Annotated in this window: 18 protein-coding genes; 8 read left to right on the top strand and 10 right to left on the bottom strand. The window is 69.4% G+C overall.

The genetic code is table 11. The features are described 5' to 3' along the window. Positions 1-67 precede the first annotated feature (67 nt). The gene (locus IT359_13490; GenBank protein MCC6929990.1) at positions 68-1,027 is read right to left on the bottom strand and encodes a metalloregulator ArsR/SmtB family transcription factor; all 960 of its coding nucleotides are present in this window, start codon (positions 1,025-1,027) and stop codon (positions 68-70) included. A gap of 262 nt (positions 1,028-1,289) precedes the next feature. Between IT359_13490 and IT359_13485 the strand changes: the two genes are divergently transcribed. Together IT359_13485 and IT359_13480 are read left to right on the top strand one after the other, a co-directional pair. After that, positions 1,290-2,225 (top strand): hypothetical protein, encoded by a 936-nt coding sequence (locus IT359_13485; GenBank protein MCC6929989.1) that lies wholly within the window; start codon positions 1,290-1,292, stop codon positions 2,223-2,225. A 177-nt stretch (positions 2,226-2,402) separates the two neighbouring features. Then, a complete protein-coding gene (locus IT359_13480; protein ID MCC6929988.1) occupies positions 2,403-3,215 on the top strand; it encodes a phosphodiester glycosidase family protein in 813 nt (270 codons plus the stop codon). Between the two features lie 30 nt (positions 3,216-3,245). Here IT359_13480 and IT359_13475 read toward each other — a convergent pair whose 3' ends face one another. The 3 genes from IT359_13475 to IT359_13465 all read right to left on the bottom strand — a co-directional run bounded on the left by IT359_13475 (position 3,246) and on the right by IT359_13465 (position 5,491). Next, a complete protein-coding gene (locus IT359_13475; GenBank protein MCC6929987.1) occupies positions 3,246-3,521 on the bottom strand; it encodes a hypothetical protein in 276 nt (91 codons plus the stop codon). A 2-nt stretch (positions 3,522-3,523) separates the two neighbouring features. Then, positions 3,524-4,144: a hypothetical protein gene (locus IT359_13470; GenBank protein ID MCC6929986.1), complete on the bottom strand. Its 621-nt coding sequence runs from the start codon at positions 4,142-4,144 to the stop codon at positions 3,524-3,526. Between the two features lie 96 nt (positions 4,145-4,240). Then, positions 4,241-5,491 carry an aminotransferase class I/II-fold pyridoxal phosphate-dependent enzyme gene (locus tag IT359_13465; protein ID MCC6929985.1) on the bottom strand — a complete coding sequence of 417 codons (1,251 nt, stop codon included), beginning with the start codon at positions 5,489-5,491 and terminating at the stop codon, positions 4,241-4,243. Positions 5,492-5,896: 405 nt separating this feature from the next. Between IT359_13465 and IT359_13460 the strand changes: the two genes are divergently transcribed. Beyond that, positions 5,897-6,478, top strand: a complete 582-nt coding sequence (locus IT359_13460; protein ID MCC6929984.1) for a hypothetical protein — start codon at positions 5,897-5,899, stop codon at positions 6,476-6,478. A 15-nt stretch (positions 6,479-6,493) separates the two neighbouring features. Here the strand turns inward: IT359_13460 and IT359_13455 are convergent, their stop codons facing one another. From IT359_13455 to IT359_13445, 3 genes are all read right to left on the bottom strand, one after another. Next, positions 6,494-7,210, bottom strand: a complete 717-nt coding sequence (locus IT359_13455) for a cysteine hydrolase (GenBank protein MCC6929983.1) — start codon at positions 7,208-7,210, stop codon at positions 6,494-6,496. Continuing rightward, entirely contained in the window at positions 7,194-8,417 is a 1,224-nt protein-coding gene (locus IT359_13450) for a hypothetical protein (GenBank protein MCC6929982.1), read from the bottom strand. The genes IT359_13455 and IT359_13450 overlap by 17 nt, the downstream gene beginning before the upstream one ends. A 127-nt stretch (positions 8,418-8,544) precedes the next feature. Then, entirely contained in the window at positions 8,545-10,170 is a 1,626-nt protein-coding gene (locus tag IT359_13445; protein ID MCC6929981.1) for a PLP-dependent aminotransferase family protein, read from the bottom strand. Positions 10,171-10,433: 263 nt separating this feature from the next. Between IT359_13445 and IT359_13440 the strand changes: the two genes are divergently transcribed. Continuing rightward, the gene (locus tag IT359_13440) at positions 10,434-10,991 is read left to right on the top strand and encodes a pyridoxamine 5'-phosphate oxidase family protein (GenBank protein MCC6929980.1); all 558 of its coding nucleotides are present in this window, start codon (positions 10,434-10,436) and stop codon (positions 10,989-10,991) included. Between the two features lie 139 nt (positions 10,992-11,130). After that, positions 11,131-11,589, top strand: a complete 459-nt coding sequence (locus tag IT359_13435) for an OsmC family protein (GenBank protein MCC6929979.1) — start codon at positions 11,131-11,133, stop codon at positions 11,587-11,589. A gap of 132 nt (positions 11,590-11,721) precedes the next feature. On the opposite strand, the gene IT359_13430 is transcribed toward IT359_13435, so the two are convergent. Both IT359_13430 and IT359_13425 read right to left on the bottom strand, forming a co-directional pair. Next, positions 11,722-12,483 carry a class I SAM-dependent methyltransferase gene (locus tag IT359_13430; GenBank protein ID MCC6929978.1) on the bottom strand — a complete coding sequence of 254 codons (762 nt, stop codon included), beginning with the start codon at positions 12,481-12,483 and terminating at the stop codon, positions 11,722-11,724. A 12-nt stretch (positions 12,484-12,495) separates the two neighbouring features. After that, positions 12,496-13,965, bottom strand: coding sequence for a phosphodiester glycosidase family protein (locus IT359_13425; protein MCC6929977.1), 1,470 nt, complete (start codon positions 13,963-13,965; stop codon positions 12,496-12,498). 94 nt (positions 13,966-14,059) lie between these two features. On the opposite strand from IT359_13425, the gene IT359_13420 reads away from it, so the two are divergent. After that, the gene (locus IT359_13420; GenBank protein MCC6929976.1) at positions 14,060-16,855 is read left to right on the top strand and encodes a TonB-dependent receptor; all 2,796 of its coding nucleotides are present in this window, start codon (positions 14,060-14,062) and stop codon (positions 16,853-16,855) included. Positions 16,856-16,993: 138 nt separating this feature from the next. Here the strand turns inward: IT359_13420 and IT359_13415 are convergent, their stop codons facing one another. Beyond that, positions 16,994-17,278 carry a rhodanese-like domain-containing protein gene (locus IT359_13415; GenBank protein MCC6929975.1) on the bottom strand — a complete coding sequence of 95 codons (285 nt, stop codon included), beginning with the start codon at positions 17,276-17,278 and terminating at the stop codon, positions 16,994-16,996. Positions 17,279-17,472: 194 nt separating this feature from the next. Here IT359_13415 and IT359_13410 point away from each other — a divergent pair, with 194 nt between their 5' ends. Beyond that, positions 17,473-18,930 (top strand): NAD(P)/FAD-dependent oxidoreductase, encoded by a 1,458-nt coding sequence (locus tag IT359_13410; GenBank protein ID MCC6929974.1) that lies wholly within the window; start codon positions 17,473-17,475, stop codon positions 18,928-18,930. A gap of 11 nt (positions 18,931-18,941) precedes the next feature. Continuing rightward, on the top strand, positions 18,942-19,124 hold the full coding sequence (locus tag IT359_13405; protein MCC6929973.1) for a hypothetical protein: 183 nt from the start codon (positions 18,942-18,944) through the stop codon (positions 19,122-19,124). Positions 19,125-19,201 lie beyond the last annotated feature (77 nt).

Raw genomic sequence — 19,201 nt, 5'->3', positions numbered from 1 at the left:
ACGAGAGGACGAGAAGACGAGAAGACGAGAAGACGAGGATGAGCTGGGAGAGACTAACGGTTTGGAGCTAGTGGTCTGACGGTTGTGCGAGGGGTGGCTTGCGCGCGCTGGCGGTGAAGAGCGTTGGTCCGCGCGCCGATTGGTCGACGGGGAGCGCGGTGTAGCGCCGTTGCTCCAGTCCGGCCGCGGCGAACCACGCGGCCAGCTGCAATTCCGGGAAACCGCGCCACACGTGCCCCATGCGCTGCTGCAGGTCATCCCGCTCGTGCGGCATCATGTCGAGGACGACCAACCGGCCGCCCGGTCGCAGCACGCGCGCCGCCTCGGCGATGGCACCGCCCGGGTCGGCCACGTAGTGCAGCACCAGGGAGTGGATCGCCATGTCCAGCACGCCGTCGCCCAGCGGGAGCGCCTCGAGGTCGCCGAGATGCAACTCCACGTTGGCCATCCCGCTCACGCGCGCGCGCGCCGCGGCGAGCATCTCTTCCGAACCGTCAACCGAGATCACCCTCGCCACGTGCGGGGCAACGAGCGAGGTGAGATGACCGGTCCCGCACCCCAGATCTCCGACCACCGCCTCCGGCTCGAGGAGCGAGAGCGCCAACCGGAGGTCGAGCGAGTCGCCAAACAGTTCGGTGCGCACCGACTCCCACTCCCCCGCCACTGTCGCGAAGAACTCGCGGGCGCGTGTCCGGCGGCTGGCGAGGACCGCCCCCTCCCGCGCCAGGTCCTGCTCCGCGATCGCCGTTCGCTGGACGCTCTCGCGGACGACGGGCCACAGTCGCGCCGCCCATTCGTCGGGGGTGGCGGCAAGCCGGTACACGCGCGACGTCCCCTCGGCGCGGCTCTCCACCCAGCGTTCATCGCCCAGCACCTTGAGGTGGCGCGAGATGGTGGACTGGGGAAGTTGAAGCACGGCACAGAGTTCCGTGACCGCCATCTCGTGGCGTTCGAGCACGAGCAACAGCCGGCTCCGGGTGGAGTCGGCGAGAGTGCTGAGATGGTCGAGGGTCGCAGGTGCCGCCATGTTGATCCGTGAAGCCGGATGAAAGGCTAAAAGCAACCTCGCCGCGCGTCAAGTCCGAGGGCGCGGCAGCTTTCCGTTTCGAGTCTCGGGTCCAGCCTTCGCTCGGGGAGTCTTCATGTCTCCGTTGTTGGTCTGCACATTGCGCGTCCTACAGAGTGGGGCCCCCGCGCCTGCGCGACGTTCTCCGCCATCGCCGCACCGCGTTCCCTTTCGTGAGCGCCTCGGACCACCCACCAACCCGTTCCCTTCACACTCCCCGACCATGCGCATCCGTCCCGTCCGTTCCTCGGCGCGCCAAGCACGCCTCTTGTTCGTCGGGCGCGGATTGGCCGTGCTACTCGCGCTGTCACTGACGCCGCTGTCGGCGCACGCCCAGATCGCGGGGCGGCTCAAGAAGCTCGCCAAGGACGCCGCGAAGAATGCAGCGTCGGGCGGAAAGGACTCGGCCACGACCAAGGCCGCCGCCGCCGCGGGAGTGAGCACCAGTGGCAGCGCGTCCGGCGCCGCGAAGATCGACATCAGCATCACCGCCGATCGCCTGACGATGGTCCTCGCGTCGCTCAAGTCGGCGAGCCAGCAGGCGCAGGCGATCGCGACCGCCGAAGCCGAAAAGCGGGCCTACGAGACCAAGCGTGACGCGGTCAAGTCGTGCGTGGACAAGTCGAGCAACGCTGGAGCCATGCCATCGCAGACCAATGTGGCCGCCGCGCAGAAGCTGATCGCCGGTCAGCAGGCCATGCTCAAGCGCCACAACGACGCACTGGCCGGGACCGACATGCGCAAGCGCGTCTATCTCGAGGATTCCCTCCAGGTCGCGACGTACGCGGCCACGGCCACGATGGTCGGTGCGATGTCCAAGTGCGGACCGATGCCGTACGCCCCCGCAGCGTTCCTCGAGGTGCAGGCGATGAAGAGCGCGGGCGGCGTCGACGACGACTTCCGCACGCTCACCGTTGAGGAGCCGGCGCTGTCGGCCATGACGCGCCATCAGTTTGCGATGGTGCGCGAGCGCGCCGCGCTCTACGCCCTGGGCGAGGCCGGGCTCGTTCCCGCCACCAAGCTGGGGAAGGAAGGGGTCTTTACGGACGAGGAACTCGCCGTGCTTGCGCTCCATCGCGACGAGCTGGTGAAGATGGCGCCGCTGTTCAAGAGCAACGCGCTCACCTGGTCGGGGACTTCGGACCTGCGCGGCTGGTAGTTGGCGCCAGTTATCGTTAGGCTTTCCCGTCCTCGGGCGCCGGCGCGCGCGGTCGCGGCATGGGCCGGGCGCGCCGTGCTGCTGGCGGTGGCGACCGCCGCGACATTCGCGCCTGCCGGCGTCACGTCTGCACAGGCACCGAGGGGTGCGGGTGCGCGGCGCGGGCGCCCCGCAGCCATGGCGCCCGCCACCGCGGTGGAGGCCATCAGCTGCAACCCTGCCGCCGAGCCGGCCTACGGCCTCGCTCCACGGCTCGAATGGCGTGGCGACGAGGTGCAGTGGAGCACGTGGCCCGTGCGTCTCGGCGAGCGCGGCATCCCGGTGCGCCTCGTGGTGGTCACGTTCGATCCCCGGCGGCTGCGCCTCTCGCTCGACCTCGTGCAGAAGGACGGCGTTCTCCAGCCCTGGCATCTCGGCGTCGCGCCCGCGGACGCGCGCGTCGCGCTCAACGCCGGGCAGTTCGGTGACGACGGCCCATGGGGATGGGTCGTGCATCGCGGGCGCGAGTGGCAAGCGCCGGGGAGTGGCACGCTCGCCGGTGCCCTGGTGACAGATACCGCTGGCGCGGTCGACATCATCGCCCCGGGCGACATCGCACAATGGCGCGGCACTCCCGCGCTGCGCGAGGCGCTGCAGTCCTATCCGTTGCTCCTGACGGGTGACGGCGCCCCGCCCGCGGCCCTGTGCCCCGCCACCGCGCAGGTGGATCTCACGCATCGCGACACCCGTCTCGCCATCGGCATCCGTCGCGACGGCCGGGTGGTCATCGCCCTCTCGCGTTATGCGGGCGGCACGCTCCCCGACCGCACCCCCATTGGCCCCACCACGCCGGAGATGGCGGAAGCGATGCGACGACTGGGTGCGGTCCGCGCGCTGATGCTCGATGGCGGCCTCTCGGCGCAACTCCTCGTGCGCGAGCGGGCCGGTGCGGCGCCGCGGAGGTGGCAGGGGCTGCGCAACGTTCCCCTCGCGCTCGTGGCCGGGAAGTAACGCTTCGTTAGGCGCGCGCCATCACCACGGTCACGCGGGATCCTCGTCCTCGGGCTCGTCGAACCCCTCGAGGCCTGGCGGCCGCGCCAGCAGTCGCTGCGCGCGCTCGGCGTACGGCGTCGGCACCTCGACCAGGTGGCCGCGCGCGCTCGCCCCCTGGAAGCCCGGGCCAAAGATCCCCACCAGGTCGTTGCCGCGGCTGCGAGCGGGAATCCCCTCCGCATCGAGGCGTGCAACCACGAGGTCCGCCTCCCATCCCGTCCCCACGTTGGCCACGGCGACCCAGGGAAAGCGCGCGCCGTGCATCGCTACATCGTCGGGGTGAACATGATGTGAGCCTTGGGCGTGCCGGGAAACATGATCCACGGCTGGTTCCCGTTAGGCCTGGTGGAGAGTCCGGTGCTCTCCGCGGTTGCATACGGGATGTAGACCACGTACAGGTGCCTGGCCCCGGGCGCGGTCCCGCTCCTGGCGTCGAAGCTGCCGTCGGTGAGCGAGTAGAGCGCCGCCGGGAACCTGGGCATCGCGATCTTCCCCGACCTCACGTCGCGAAAACGCATCGAGTCGATCTCGGCGGCGTTGGTCACCCCCTTGGCGCGCAGCTCGCGCCCGCGAGCCATGAACGGCTCCATCGATTCGTGATAGCAGGCGACGTGGAAGCGCGGCGCCTTGGGATCGCGCGCCAGGCAGGTCATCATCGTGCCGGCGCGCAACTCGACCAACTCCCCCCTGGCGTTGTACCCCAGCACGCGCGCGGAGGCACGCATCTCGGGGGGAAGCGGGAGGACGGCAGCTGCAACCTGCTCGTCCCTTGGGGGAATCGTCCCCTGCGCGTGGGCAGCCGACGAACGCGCGACGAGCGCGCTGCAGATAACGAGCGCGAGGAGCATGGCGAGGCGAACCGCGGACGTCTGGCGGCGAGGGCGCATGGGAGGGGGCGACGAGGGGTGGGAGATGCGGGCAGTCACCAGGCGAGCGGAATGGATGCGGGGCGCCGTGGCGCCCCGCGAGTTCCGCGCCGTGCCCTAACCAAGCGCAGCGAGTCCGGCGGCCAGGCGCGGCAGCGCCGCCGAGATGTCCTCGACGCTCACCGCGCCCACCGAGAGGCGGCACCAGCCGCTTTCGCCCTCAGCCCCAAAGGCGTGGAAGGGGACGACGGCGAGCCCCGCCTCACGCAGCAGCCAGCCGCGAATGTCCTCGCTCGTCCTCAGGACGTCACCGTGTGGCGTCGTCTTGCCGTACAAGTTGAAGCGGGCGCTGAGGTAGATGGCCCCCTGCGGCGCGATCGCGTCGACGGCAAAGCCCTGCGCCTTGAGCGCCGAGATCCCGCCATAGAGCGCATCGAGCCGCGCCTGCACGCCGGCAATGAGCTGGCGCCGGAAATCGGCGATCGCGTCCTCCGAAAGGAGGAGCGCCGCCGTTGCCACCTGCTCGGCGCGCGGTGCCCAGGTCCCCACGTGACTCAGGAAGTTGTTCATCGACTCCATCACGTCGGTGGGGCCCAGCACCCACCCCACCCGCACCCCGGTGGCGGCAAACGCCTTCGAGATGCCGTCGATGAGGATCGTGTACTTCGCGATCTCGGGACGCAGCGTAACGGGATCCACGTGCACCGTGTCGCCGAAGGTGAGCTGCCAGTACACCTGGTCGTACATGAGGTACAGCGGGCGCTCCGAGCGCGAGCGCCGCGCGTTCTCCTCCAGCACGAGGTCGCAGATGGTGCCTAACGACTCGGCGGTGAACACGGTGCCGCAGGGATTGAGCGGCGAGTTGAGCGCGAGCATCCGCGCCCCGCGCAGGTGCGGCGCCAACACCTCCGCCGACGGCATGAACGACTCCTCGGCGGTCGTCGAGACCGGGTCCGCCACCGCGCCAACCATGTGGCAGTAGTAGTTGTTGTTCCAACTGGGCGCGGGGTACACCACGCGATCGCCCGGGTCTACCAGCGTCGCATACGTCCCGTACACCCCGGGGCGCGACCCCGAGGTGACGATGACCGACTCCGGCGGGTAGCGCAGCCCTAACGAGCGCTCATAGTACGCCAGCACCGCATCGCGCAGCGCGGGAAGGCCGGCCCCCGGCGGATAGTTTGTCTCGCCGCGCGCGAGTGCGTGCGCGATCCCCTGCTCCAGCGAGGCGGGGATGCGGAACTGGCGCGGGTCGAAATCGCCCACCGTCAGGTTGCAGACCTTCTCCCCGGCCGCGACACGCTGGCGGATCTCGCCGGCGATCTTGAGAATCGCCGACCCTTCCAGCGTCCCGACTGGGGTCGACACGCGCCCAGGCCGGCGAGGGACACGGACCAGGGCGGTTACGTCGTTGACGTCGGCGGCATGCGTCATGATCCCCTCCAGATCGGCGACAAGCGCGTTGGTGGTCGGTCCAACACCCTGCGGGCCCTGCACAGTGCGCCTGCCATGACTTTCGTACCATGGCGTGCATACCGTGGCAGCGTAGATGGCCGGTAACGCAACATACCGGAGTCACAGGCTCCCTCCAACCGTGCGCGGCGCCTGTGGCACTGAGCGTGCAACGATCGTCATCCATTCGCTGGGGCCATCCCCTGGACCCGGTCCCTGAGTCGCTCGCCGCCCCCGCGGTGGCGGCAAATGGACCGAAGGCGGGTATACTTCGGGTGTAACGCCCGCGCCGACTTCACCTTGCGCTCCGATGGAGCATCCGTGCGTCTCCTGAACATCGCCCCGGCCGCCGCCCTGCTCGCCGCCCTCGCCCTTCCGGCAGGGGCACAGCAGGCCAGGCCCGCTACGCCAGCCTCTTCCACCGCGCTCCCCGTTACTCCGGGGGCCCGCGTCCGCGTCTCGGCCACAACCCTGGTTGCCCCACTCATCGGCAACTTCCTCGAGATGCGGGGCGACACCGCCGTCTTCATCGAGGCCGGCGCCGGCCGCGGAATCTGGACGCTCACCACCGACCAGATCACCCGGCTCGAGATCAGCAAGGGCGACGAGCGTTACAACCGGAAGCCCATGCTCAAGGGCGCGGCAATCGGCGCTCCCGCGGGCGCCCTCCTCTTCTGGGGCGTCACCGGACTCCTGAAGCCGAGCGACAAGTCCAGGCAGTACGACCGCGGCGTGACCGCCGGCGTGGGGTTGGTGGTGGGCGGCGTGGTTGGAGCGATCGTCGGTTCACGATTCGCCGACGAGGGATGGATGCGACTGCCGCTCCCCGGTCGCGTCTCGTGGTCGCCCACGGTGCGCGACGGACGTCAAGGCGTCGGGCTGCGGGTGGGGCTCACGTTCTAGAAGCCGGCGCGTGGTTCAGGGCCCCGTTGCCGGGTCCGGCGATGCCGCGAGCGTCGCACCGCGCGCCTGCCACGCCCCGAACGTCGCCGCTTCATCCAGAAGGCCGAGCGACCACGTCGCATCGCGCACGACGGTAACCGGGAGCGATCGATCCAGGAGGCCATCGACCGCCTGCTTCACGCAGACGTCGGTGGCCACGCCGCACACGACGAAGCGCGGCTGACCGCCGAGTGCCTGGCGCAACGCCTCCACGAAGGCGTTCGCTCCGTCGTTCCCCTCGAAGACCGAGAACTCGCGCTTCTGCACGAACACCGCGCGCCGTTCGTCGACGGCGCGCTGCGCCACCGATCGCGCCAACGCGTCGTTCGCGTCGCGGGGAAGGATGAGCACCTCGCTCCCCGGATCGATCTCGGGAATGATCGCGGCGCCACTCCGCTCCGACTCGTCTGCGGAGAGTCCCATGCAGTGCGGCGGATACGTCCCCCTGGTGGGATCGGGGGAAACGGGGTCGATCTCACGATCGCCGTAGTCGTGCCAATCGCCCGTGAAGACGACGACGTCGCAATGCGCACGCATCCACGCCACGGTGCGCACGATGGCCGGCGTTGCCTTCGTGGCGCCGGCGTCGCTGGCGTCAAACAGGTCGTGGACGTAGAGCCGCCCGTCGGGACGCATGAAGTCGTGCTGCACGTCGACCACCCAGCCGACGAGGGGCCTAGAGCGCGGCAACATCGACCGGCACCAGGCGCGCGTTGGGGACGAAGCCGCGACCGACCTTGCTCTCGAGGTGGCCATCGACGGTCACGATGTCGGCCGTGAAGTCGAACGAGTTGAGGAGGCCGTCGGCGTCGCCATCGTTGTGACCGAGCAGCGAGGAGCCGACGCCATACCCGGCAACGGGAATGCCTTCGCGCTCGAAGTGGCGGATCTTGGCCGGGGTGAAGCCCCCCGACACGATGATCCCTACCTCGGGAAAGCCAGCGCCATCGAGGGCGGCGCGCAGGCGGCGCACGAGTTCGGGATTCACGCCGGTGAGCCCGTCCCGCCCGCGCGCGGCCGCGTCGGCGGCGAGCGAACTGTCCACCAGGCGCTCGCTGGTGTCGACACGCACCCCCGCCAGCGACCCTGCTCCAAAGGTGGCCTGCATCGCGCGGGCCACCGCCAGCGTGTCGCGCACCACGTCGTTGTGATAGTCGACCAGCGACACGACCTTCACGTCGGGCTCGTGCGCCAGGCAGTAACGCGTGAAGGCAAGCGTTGCCGCCACCACATCGCCGCCAAAGGCCGCAATCATCGCGTGCGGCATGGTCCCGACCCCGGAGGCCCCCCACCAGGCCCCCCCGGCATCGCTCGACACGCTCCCCGCCCCGCCCACGCGCGCCGCGTAGCCATCCGGCGTCTGCACGCGCCAGTCATCGTGGCGCGCCCCCATGAAGATCACCGGCTTGCCGTGCGCCGCGTCCATCACGCGCCGCACGTTGGTCGCCACCAGCGACCGCCGCGCCAGCACCCCGAGGTAGTCGGTCTCGAGATGCGCAAAGGCGATGTAGGGGCCGGTGATGAGGAGCGCCGTCTCGCGCGGAGAGAGCGGATCGCCGTCGATCAGCGTCTCGATGGTGAAGTCGCGGATGGTGTGGCCGCGCCCGCCGTACGGATGCCGCGCCAACTGCGTCTGCAACATGCGGATCACCTCATACACGCCGGCGATGATCCCGTGCTGCTTGGCGAAGACCTGCACCTGCACCACCGGGTCGCGCCCATCGAAGGCGATGGTGTTGGCCGTGCGCTTGAAGTACCGGTCGGTGTACCACCCGTCCTTCATGCGCGGGTCGAACTGGAAGAGCGACGCCGGGAAGGCGCGCAACGCCTCGTGCAACACGCATCTCCGTGCGTCGGGCGAATCGCTCGGCGGGGCGTCGAAGTGCGTCGGCGAGGCCATGGCAGAAGACGGAACGATGAGGAGTGCGGAGCGCGCTGCGTCGACCAGGAGCCGTCGAGCATTTGTGAGTTGGCCTGGTGCGTGCCGACCGGCGGCTTCTCAACCTTAGCGGGTGCCGCTCCCTTGTCTACTGGGCAACCCCTGCCTCGCGCGCCACGCGACCCAGCACGTCGAGCGCGCGCGACATGGCGTCACCATCGAATCCGGCGAATCCAAGGAGGAGTGCACCGCGCGTCAGCGGTGCGAGACTCAACGTGCCAAGCGCCGATGCCACCACGCCGGCGTCCAGCGCGCGTGCCGCGAGTCGCTGGTCGTTGCACGAGGGCGGCAGCCACGCCACCAGGTGCATCCCCGCATCGACCGGCGTCGGTTCGAGCCAGTGGGCGCGTTCCGACAGGAGCGCGAGCAGCGTCTCCTGTCGCTCGGCGTAGAGGGCGCGCATGCGGCGCACATGCCGCGCGAGATGGCCGTCGGCGATGAAGTCGGCCAGGACGAGCTGCTCCAGCGTGGAGGGGTGTCGATCGACCGCGGCGCGGGCGCGGGCGAAGGCGTCCACGAGGGAGCTCGGTGCAATGAGGTAGCCCAGGCGCAACGCGGGAAAGAGCGTCTTGCTGAACGTCCCCACGTAGACCACGCGTCCGTCGCGATCCATGCCCTGCAGCGAAGGGAGCGGGCGCCCGCGAAAGCGGTACTCGCTGTCGAAGTCGTCCTCGACGATCCATGCCGAGTGGCGGCGTGCCCAGTCGAGGAGCGCCAGGCGCCGGGCCGCGCTGAGCGTGACGCCTAACGGGAACTGGTGTGACGGCGTGACGCAGGCGAGGCGCGGCGCCACCGGGAGCGCGTCGAGCGAATCCACGTCGAGGCCGTCGTGGTCGACCGGGACGGGGACGAGGGTGGCACCGGAGGCGACGAGCGCGGCGCGCGCTCCGCGGTAGCCGGGGTCCTCGATGGCGGCGCCGTCGCCCGGGTCGAGGAGAACGCGGGCACAGAGATCGAACGCCTGCTGGGCGCCGCTGACGACGATGACCTGGTCGCCCTCGCAGCGCACCGCGCGCGCGTGCCGCACGTAGCTCGCGATCGCCTCGCGCAACACGGGGGCACCGAACGGTTCGGCATACGCCAGTTGGGGCGCGGTGAGTCGCCGCCACCGCCGCGAGAGGAGGCGCCCCCACAGCTGCAACGGCACCTGCTCGAGCGCCGGCGTCCCGAGCCGGAACGCGCGCGCCCCGGTGAGGGCGTGCATTGGCGACGAGGTGATCGACAACCCCGCCAGCAGCAACCCGCGCCGTGAGAGTGCGGGCGTGGCGGGCGTGCCGTGCTCGGTGCGCGTGGTTGGTGTGGCGGGCGTGGCGAGCAGGGCGGGCGTGGGCGAAGGTGGCGAAGCGCGTCCCGAGCGGTCCATCGGCGCGCTGCGTGAGGCGCGACGGCGGTGCGAGGGGCCGCCCTCGGCGGTCGGGCGTGGGGCGGCCCGCAGGTGGACATCGGGGAGGACGCGCGCCACGAACGTCCCTGAGCGTGCCTCGCCGCGCAGGTATCCCTCGGCCCCCAGCTGCTCGAAGACGAGCGCCACGGTGGTGCGCGAGACTTCGAGCGACTCGGCCAGGGCGCGCGAGCCGGGGAGGCGCGTCCCTGGTGCGAGGCGCCGATCGAGGATCGCATCGCGCAGTGCTTCATAGAGCTGCCGCTGGAGCGGGACCCCGGCGCGCGGATCGAGCGCGACGGCAAGCGGCGTGGTCGATCTGCGCCGAGTCATTCTGGCCGTATCAAGAGTTCGTCTTCTGGCCGTTTGCATAAGCCCAGAGATCAGGTAAAGTCACCCGGGAGCCGAGTGTTCCGCTACCCGCCGCCCTACCCTTCATTCGCAGGCGCATGTCCCAGCCACCGACCGAGGCGACTCCTCTCACCACGCCTCTCGACACCCCGCTCGCCACTCCGCTCGCTACTCCGCTCGCTACTCCGCTCGCTACTCCGCTCGCGACTCCCACCGGATTCGTGCCGACTTCTGACCGGACGCACGTGCGCGTACATCCAGAGAGGACCGCGCCCGACGAGATCGGCGCCATCCTGCGCGACGGGCTGGTGGCGCACGTGGGCATTGCCGACGATGAGGGGCCGGTCGTGATCCCGATGACGTATGCGGTTCACGCCTCGCGCCCGCGGACCATCTACATCCACGGGGCGCACCACTCGCGCCTCATGCAGCACCTGGCGACGGGGAAGGCGGTGTGCGTGTCGGTGACGCTGGTCGACGGGTTGGTCTACTCGCGGACGGCGCTCTATCACTCGGTGAACTACCGCAGCGCGGTCTGTTTCGGGGTGGGGCGCGTGGTGGTCGATCGCGAGGAGCAGCTATTGGCCTCGTACGCGCTCATCGAGCGCTACTTCCCCGGCCGCCGGGAGGGCGTCGACTACGATGCGATCCCCGAGGTGCACCTGACGGGGACGGCCTACGTGGCGATCGACGTGACCGACGCGAGCGCCAAGGTGCGGCGCGGCGGCCCCAAGGGCCCGCGCGACGGCGACCCCACGGCTCCCGGCAGCGCCGGTGTCATTGAATTCTCCCCGGCGCGCTAGCTTAGCGTCGCACCTTTCTCGCCCTCGCTGCGGCACGCCCCTCGTCTCCAGCCTCTCGTCCCCAGCTTTCGCTGGGGCAGGCTTCTCGTCCCCAGCCTTCGCTGGGGCAGGCTTCTCGTCCTCTCGTCTTCTCACGAAAGTGCACCACCACTTCCACCTCAGCCTCCGCTGGACCGGCAACCTCGGCTCCGGCACGGCGACCTATCGCGGCTACAGCCGGGATCACGAGTACTTCGCCGGTGACAAGCCGCTCCTGCCCGGGTCGTCCGATGCCGCGTTTCGCGGCGACGCGACGCGCTACAACCCGGAGGAGCTCCTCGTGGGGTCGCTCGCGTCGTGCCACATGCTCTGGTTCCTGCACCTCTGCGCCGACGCCGGCGTGGTGGTGGAGCGATATGAAGACTCCCCTGAGGCGACGCTGGTCATTGCACCCGACGGCGGGGGGCGATTCACCGACGCGGTCCTGCGTCCCCGCGCCTCGTTCCGCGGCGCCCCCGACGCAGCCCTCATCCGTCAGCTGCACGAGCGGGCGCACGAGCTGTGCTTCCTCGCCAACTCGATGAACTTCCCCGTGCGGGTGGAGCCCGCGGCTCCCTGACGATTGCCGGCGCGGGCGCAGGCGCTGTGCCCGCGCCCAGCGCCTGACACGCCAGCGCCGGCGCCGGCCCCAGCGCCGGCCCCAGCGCCAGCGCGCCAACGCCTAACGCGCCAGCACCCTGCGCCTGGAGGCCTAACGCGCCTCGCGCACCCGCCCCGCCAGCGCGACCACCGGCCACCGCACGAGTCGCCGCTCGTTTGCGTCGGGCCACGCGCTAGCCAGCCGTAGCGCAAACTCCTCCAGCGGGTCCCCACCCTCGCCCTCCCGGGCCCGCGCGAGCGCCGACCAGCTCCCGATGAAGCCGACCAACCCGTCGCGATCGAGCCACGCCTCGATCGGCGGCGCCTCCACGGGGAGCGGGGCAAAGGGGAAGTCGAGCGTGGCGTAGCGCGACTCGACGTGCCGCCGCTCCGGTGGCCAGTAGCGCCCCACGCGCTCGGCGTAGAACCAGCGCACCGCCGCATCGACGGAATCGTCGACCGTGAGCAGGTCGTAGCTCCACGCGGCAATGGCCGCCCCGGGGCGCGCCACGCGTTGCACCTCACGGTAGAAGCCGGCAAGGTCGAACCAGTGCAGCGCCTGCGCCACCGTCACCAGGTCGACCGACGCGTCGGCGAGCGGCGCGTGCTCGGCGGGGGCCACCCGGTACGTCACGCGCGGGTGTGGCACGGCGTGCTCGAGCTGGCGCGCGCTGGCATCGGTCGCCACCACCTCGTCGAAGTGCACCGCCAGCTGCAGCGCCGCCTGCCCATTCCCGGTCCCCACATCCCAGCAGCGTGCGCGCGATGGCGCCAGCGCCGCAATGGACGCGATCATTGCCACCGGGTATTGCGGTCGAAAGGCCGCGTATCCCCCGGCCTGGCGCGCAAAGTGGTCGCTGAATCCGGCGTTCATGCAGCCCCGCGCCTAGCGCCGGGGGCGGGGCGCCGCCCCCACCCCGCCACCTGCAACGCGATCGGGGCGCGTGGCACGCACCACGAGCGCATTCCCCACCGCGCGCTCTCCCGAGGGATCGGAGGGAAAGTTCACCACCTCTCCCGCCAGCCACAGCGCGCTCGACCCCCCGCCGTCGAGGTTCATCGCCTGATACGCCCCCAGCGCGATGAGGTTGTCGGCCAGCTCGGCAAGCGACATCCCCACGCTCCACGCGCGCCGCCCATCCACCACGACCAGCATCAGCTTCGTGGAGTCGCGCGACAGGGCGATGGCGCTGCGCGGGTGTCGCGCCGTCGAGAAGCGCGGAAAAGTCCCCTCCAGCGAGTCGGCGCGCACCCCCACGTTCGCCCCGTCGAGTACCACGCGCGGCCAGCCACCCACCGAGGTACGCGGCGCAAAGGGGGGCGCGCCCAGCCCAGCCACCACGCGCACCAGTGTTCCGCGGCGCGCCAGCGCGCGCACGAAGGCGATGGCCGAGTCGCCGGTGGCGCTCAGCACCGCGCCGCGCGGCGGGATAGGCATCGCCCCGCCCACGTGCGCTGGTGCCGGCGAGACGCGATACAGCAGCGTGTCGCCGCGCGCGCCGGCCCCCGTCAGCGTCACCTCGACCGCGTCGTGCGTGGCGGCGAGCCGCGCGGCACGGGCGCTGTCGGCGCGCAGTTGCGAGACGGAGGGAGGTGGCGCCCCTCGCGCCGGTGTTGCACCCGGCGGCGTCGCGTCCGGGTCGCGCTCGGGCGGCGGCCGCACGCCCGATTGCGCGAGCGACAGCGTGTCACTCAGCGTCACGGCGCCGTACCAGGGGGTGTAGAGGACGAGCCCGCTGGTGCGCGGCGGGCGGTAGTTCACCCCCACCAGTGGCTGCGTACGCCCTGCGGCGCGCACTGCGCCGTGCAGCTCGAAGCGCCCCATCCGCACCCGTCCGCGCCGGTCCACCGCGAACTGGGTGTGCGCGTTGTCAAAATCGTCGTGGGGCGAGTCGGTGATCACGGCGCCCTTCACCCACTCGCCGCGGACCACATGGTTGTTCTCCACCTCGCCGGTGCCGAGGTCGAAGAAGTCGGCATTGATGGCCGCCAGCGCTCGCTCCCCTCGCGCGCGCAGGCGCGCCGCCATGGCACTCACGCGTTCGCGCCCCACCATGCGGTCGTGGGCGCGCACGCCATCCAGCGCGTAGCCGCGCGCGCGCGCGGTGGGGAGGTCGATCGTCGCCACGTGCACGAGCCAGGGTCCCTCGGGGCGCAGGAGGCAGGTATAGGTGATGCCGGGGGCAATGGTGTCGACCGTCTCCCGCGGCACGCTCGCCGGAAGCACCCGGGTCGTGTCATCCACGCAACGCCTGATGGCGCGATCCTGCGCTTCGCCCCTGCCAGACACCACCAGCCCGGCAATGACCGCCGCCAGCGGAATCCGTATTGACGCCCGCAGCGTATTCCCTGACACTTTCGCGCATCGCGAATGCGTCGCCCGTTTTGCAGCTCCTTCGTCGATGCATCGTCCTGCCCTCATGTCTCACACCCCCGGGAGATCCTACCAGATGCGAACTTGGGTTGTCCGAGCCCTTGCCGTCGCGACGCTGGGTTGGCTTGCCACGTCCACGTCGGTCCAGGCGCAAAACACCATCACGCTCGAAGGCAACGTGAGCGGGAAGGAAGGTGAACCGATCGCCGGCGCGCAGATCGTCGTCACCAACATTGCCACAAGTGAACGCCGCAACCTTACCACGCGCCAGAACGGCGAGTTCGTCGTGCTGGGGCTCTACTCCGGAAAGTACGCGATCGACGTCCGCGCGCTGGGCTACAAGCCGGTGCAGGACTCGGTGCAGCTCGTCATTGGGCAGCGCGCCCGCCTGACGATCGTGATGGAGAAGGGAGCCACCGAACTGCAGGCGGTCGCGGTCACGGCCGAGCGGGTGAAGCAGGTGGAAGTGCAGCGCCTGTCCATCTCGGCGCCAGTCCTCAAGGAGGAGATCGAGAACCTCCCGATGAACGCGCGCGGCGTGATGAACCTTGCCGCCATCGCCCCCGGGGTGAAGAGCTACGCGCCGCAGCAGGGGCGCGCCCTCCCCTCGGCGGGTGGAGCACCGGACCTGCGCTTCATCAACCTCTACATGGACGGCGTGGAGATGAAGTCGCTGTACAACGGCAACCTGGTCGGCATTCCGCAGACCGGGTCGCCGTTGCCGCAGGAAGCGCTGGAAGAGTTCCGCGTCTACCTCAATCCGTATGACGCCGAGTACTCGCGCGCCGGGAGCTACGTCATCTCGGCGGTGAGCCGTCGCGGGACCGACAAGTGGGAAGGGTCGGCCTTCGGCTTCTACCAGGGGAAGGACTTCATCGCCCGCACGTTCATCCAGCAGTCGAGCAACGCGCAGCTCCCGAAGTATGGCCGCAACCAGTTCGGCCTCAACCTCCGCGGCCCGATTGCGAAGGGGAAGCTCTACTTCGCCGGCAGCTACGAAGGGACGCTCACCGACAACTACATCGACGTCGTTCCCGCCACGACCTACACCGCGTGGCAGAAGTACAAGGGATCGTTCCTCGCGCCGCAGAAGAACCACACGTTCTTCACGCGCCTCACGGCGACGCCCACGGAGAAGAGCACGTACGACGTCATGTGGTCGACGCGCATTCTCGATGGCGAGGGGAACTACGGCGGGCGCTCATCGCAGGACGCCGGAATCTCGCAGGAGTACCTGATCAACACGGCGCAACTCCGCCACCGCTGGCTCCCGACGACCAACCTCGTGAATGAGTTCTCGCTGCAGTACGTGCAGTGGGATCACACCGAGGCGCCGCTGCTGCCGGGGCCCACGTCGACGTATCCGGGGATCATTACCGGGACCTCGGGCTTTCCGCTCGAACTGCGCGAGAAGCACTTCCGCCTCGTGAACCGCTCCACATACAACCTGGAGAACTGGGGCGGCAACCACCTCGTGAAGTTTGGCGGCGAGCTGTCGAAGATCAACGGAAGCCAGTACCTCCCGTCCAACCGGTTCGGGTCGTTCAACTTCCTCACCGACACCTCGAGCCTCCCGAACTCGGCCTCGATCTCCGTGGGATTCAACGACCCCACTGGAACGGCCGATGCGCGCGCGACGGCGACGGGGTACACCACCGGCTTCTACATCAACGACGAGTGGCGTCCCATCGAGAACCTCACGGTGAACCTCGGGCTGCGCTACGACGCCGAGATCAACACGCTCAACAACGACTACACCGTGCCGTGGGCCAACGACGTGCGCCTCACTTCGCGCGCGGAGCTCAATGACTTCATCAATCGCGGCAACCGCAAGAACGACCTGAACAACTTCTCGCCGCGCCTCTCGTTCTCGTGGGACCCGACCAAGCAGAACCGCACCTTCGTGCGCGGCGGCTTCGCGATCCTCTACGATCGAGTGACGTCGTTCATCGGCTTCCAGGAGCGCCTCAACTCCACCTGGCGATCGTACACCTTCGCCAACCCGGGGACGAAGGATCCGGCGGTGCTGCGCCAGCGCATTGCGGCTGGCGGCGCCACCGCCCCGCTCTCGCCGGTGCTGGTCAAGAACCTCATGCGGACCCCGGAGAACCACCAGTTCTCGCTGGGTGTCGGGCACCAGTTCACCGAGGCCTTCGGCTTCAACGTCGACTACGTCCACCAGGACATCAGCAACCTGTACGTCCGCCTCAACGCCAACTGGTTCAACCGCACGACCAACGCGCGCGTCCTCAGCCCGGCGTACGGCGACATCGTGCTGTGGGACGACTTTGGCAAGGCCAAGTTCGACGGCCTGGTGACGCAGGCGACCTACAGCAAGAACGGCCAGCGCTTCAACCTCGCCTACACGCTCGGCTTCTATAAGTCCGACTTCGACGGCAACCTGGCCAACGTCTTCCCCAACCGGTCGTCGTACCAGATGCAGTACACCACGGGCGACGAGCGCCATCGCCTCGTGCTCTCGACGATCAACAAGCTTCCGCTCGGGATCCAGGCCTCGACCATCACCTCGGTCGCCTCGCCGCGTCCGTACGTGGCCATCGACGGCAAGGACCTGAACAACAACAACGTCACCTTCGACGACTTTGTGGGCCCGGATCGCATCCAGCGCCCCGACAATGCGTGGAAGAACTGGTATCGCACGGTGGACCTGCGTCTGCAGCGCCCGCTCATCCAGCGCGGGTCGCAGAAGATCACGGTCATGGCCGAGGTGTTCAACCTGTTCAACAGCGAGAACATCTCGGCGTTCGGCGGCCAGAAGTTCAGCGGCACGACGCCGATCACCTCGTACGGCGTAGCCACGGGCGCGTTTGCCGCTCGCCAGGCGCAACTGGGCTTCAAGGTCGAGTTCTAGAAGCCGTCGTCCGACGCACGAACCAACGCGGGGTCGCCCACCGGGCGGCCCCGCGTTTCTCGTTTAGGGGGTAAGCCTTACGCCACGGCCACCCGTGGCGCTGCGGCGCCGGCTGGCGTCCGTCGGTGTCCGCTGCGTTCAGTTTTCATCGAAGTGCTGGCGTGCCTCGGCGTAACCGCCCGCGTCCACCACCCGGCGATAGCCCATGCCGCGCAGCGTGCTCGCCGCGCTCGCCGAGCGCGCTCCGCTCGCGCAGTAGACGAGGATGTTGGAGTCGAGCGTGATCTCGGGATGCTGCGTGATGCCGTGATCGATCGATCCCACGGGGATGCACCTGGCGCCGGGCAGGTGTCCCAGCCAGTACTCGATGTGCGAGCGCACGTCGATCACCACGTCGACCGTCTTGTTGCGGTACTTCGCCATCCGTCTCTCTCCTGGTGGGTGCGTGCGGGCGCGTGTGAGCACGGGCGCTCAGCGGCCCGGCACGAGCCGGCGAGCGCCCCTGTTGGACAATCTGCACACTTGCGCGCCGTTAATCAACCATGTAGGAATATAGTTGACAATCGGCCGCCCCTCCGGTCGCTCGCACGCCTACCACTTCTCCCGCGAGGTCCGCCATGAGCCGTACCGTGATTCTGGGAGCCGGCATCTCCGGCCACACCGCGGCCACCCGTCTCCGGCAGCGCCTGGGGCGTGAGCACGAGATCGTGGTCGTTTCCCCCAATTCCCGGTGGAACTGGATTCCCTCCAACATCTGGGTGGGCGTGGGACGCATGACCAGCGAGGACGTGACCTTCCCGCTCGCCCCCGTCTACCAGAAGCTCGGGATCCGTTACCTCCAGGCCAAGGGGACTGAGATCCACCCCGAGGGCGATGCGACCGGCGCGTCGCCGTACGTCGTGGTCGAGCACACGAGCGATTCGCGCCGCGGCGAGGTCGAGCACGTCCCATACGATTACCTCGTCAACGCGACGGGCCCCAGGCTCAACTTCGGCGCGGTCGAGGGGCTGGGCCCCGATGGGCACTCGCTCTCGGTCTGTACCGCCGCGCACGCGGAGCACACGGCCAAGGAACTGGAAGCGGTGATTGCCAGGCTGCGCGCCGGCGAGCGCCAGGTGCTGGTGATTGGCACGAGCCACGGCACCTGCACGTGCGAGGGCGCCGCCTTCGAGTACGTGTTCAACGTGGAGCACGAGCTCCGCACGCGCGGGCTGCGCCACCTGGCCGACATCTACTACCTCTCCAACGAGCACGAGCTGGGTGACTTCGGCGTCGCCGGGTTGCACCTGGAGGTGGGCGGCTTCGTGACGCACAGCAAGACGTGGGCGGAGTCGCTGTACGCAGAACGCGGGATCAAGTGGATCCTGCAGGCGCACGTGGAGCGCGTGGCGCCGGGCGAGGTGTACTACGAGACGCTCGACGGCACGCGGCACTCGCTACGCTTCGACTTCGCCATGCTGCTGCCGCCGTTTGGAGGTGTGGGCCTCAAGTCGTTCGACCGTGCGGGAAACGACACGACGGCCGAGCTGTTCGCGCCGAGCGGCTTCATGCGCGTCGACGCCGACTATGCGGTCAAGCCGTTCGAGGAGTGGGCGCCTGGCGACTGGCCCACGACATACCAGAGCCCCAGCTTCGATAACATCTGGGCGGTGGGCATTGCCTTCGCGCCGCCGCATCAGCTATCCAAGCCGTTCAAGAGTCCCAACGGGACGCTGATTGCCCCGTCGCCACCGCGCACGGGGATGCCCAGCGGGATCATGGGGCGCGCGGTGGCCAACACGATCGCCGATCGCATCCTCAAGGGTGCCGGCGCGCCGGCGCATCGCGCCTCGATGGCCGAGATGGGGGCCGCCTGCGTTGCATCTGCCGGCAAAGGCTTCCTCACCGGCTCGGCGGCGGCCATGACCATGTATCCCGTGGTCCCCGACTACAAGCGCTTTCCCGGCACGGGGCGCGACCTGCGCTTCACCTTTGGCGAGATCGGGCTCGCGGCCCACTGGATCAAGCACTTCCTCCACCACGCCTTCATCTGGAAGGCGAAAGCGAAGCTCGGCTGGCAGTTCATTCCGGAGTAGGAGACCCAGCGATGCCCATCATCCCCACCCCGTCGAGCCGCCAGGCGCCAGCGCCCTACACCGAGGAGTCGTACGTCCCGGTGGCCACGCGGCGCACACGCGCCCTGCGCACCTTTCTCCCGTGGCAACTGCTGCGCTTCATCGCGATCAACCTCAAGATGCTGCGGATGATCGCGAAGTCGCACCAGCACTGACGCGCGCACTCACGCACGCACTGACGCGCGCACTGTGGCGCGCACTGTGGCGCGCACGCACTGACGCGCGCGCGGGG

The organism is Gemmatimonadaceae bacterium, from assembly GCA_020852815.1.
Taxonomy (GTDB): Bacteria; Gemmatimonadota; Gemmatimonadetes; order Gemmatimonadales; family Gemmatimonadaceae; genus SCN-70-22.
This window is presented reverse-complemented; position numbering and strand designations above follow the sequence as displayed.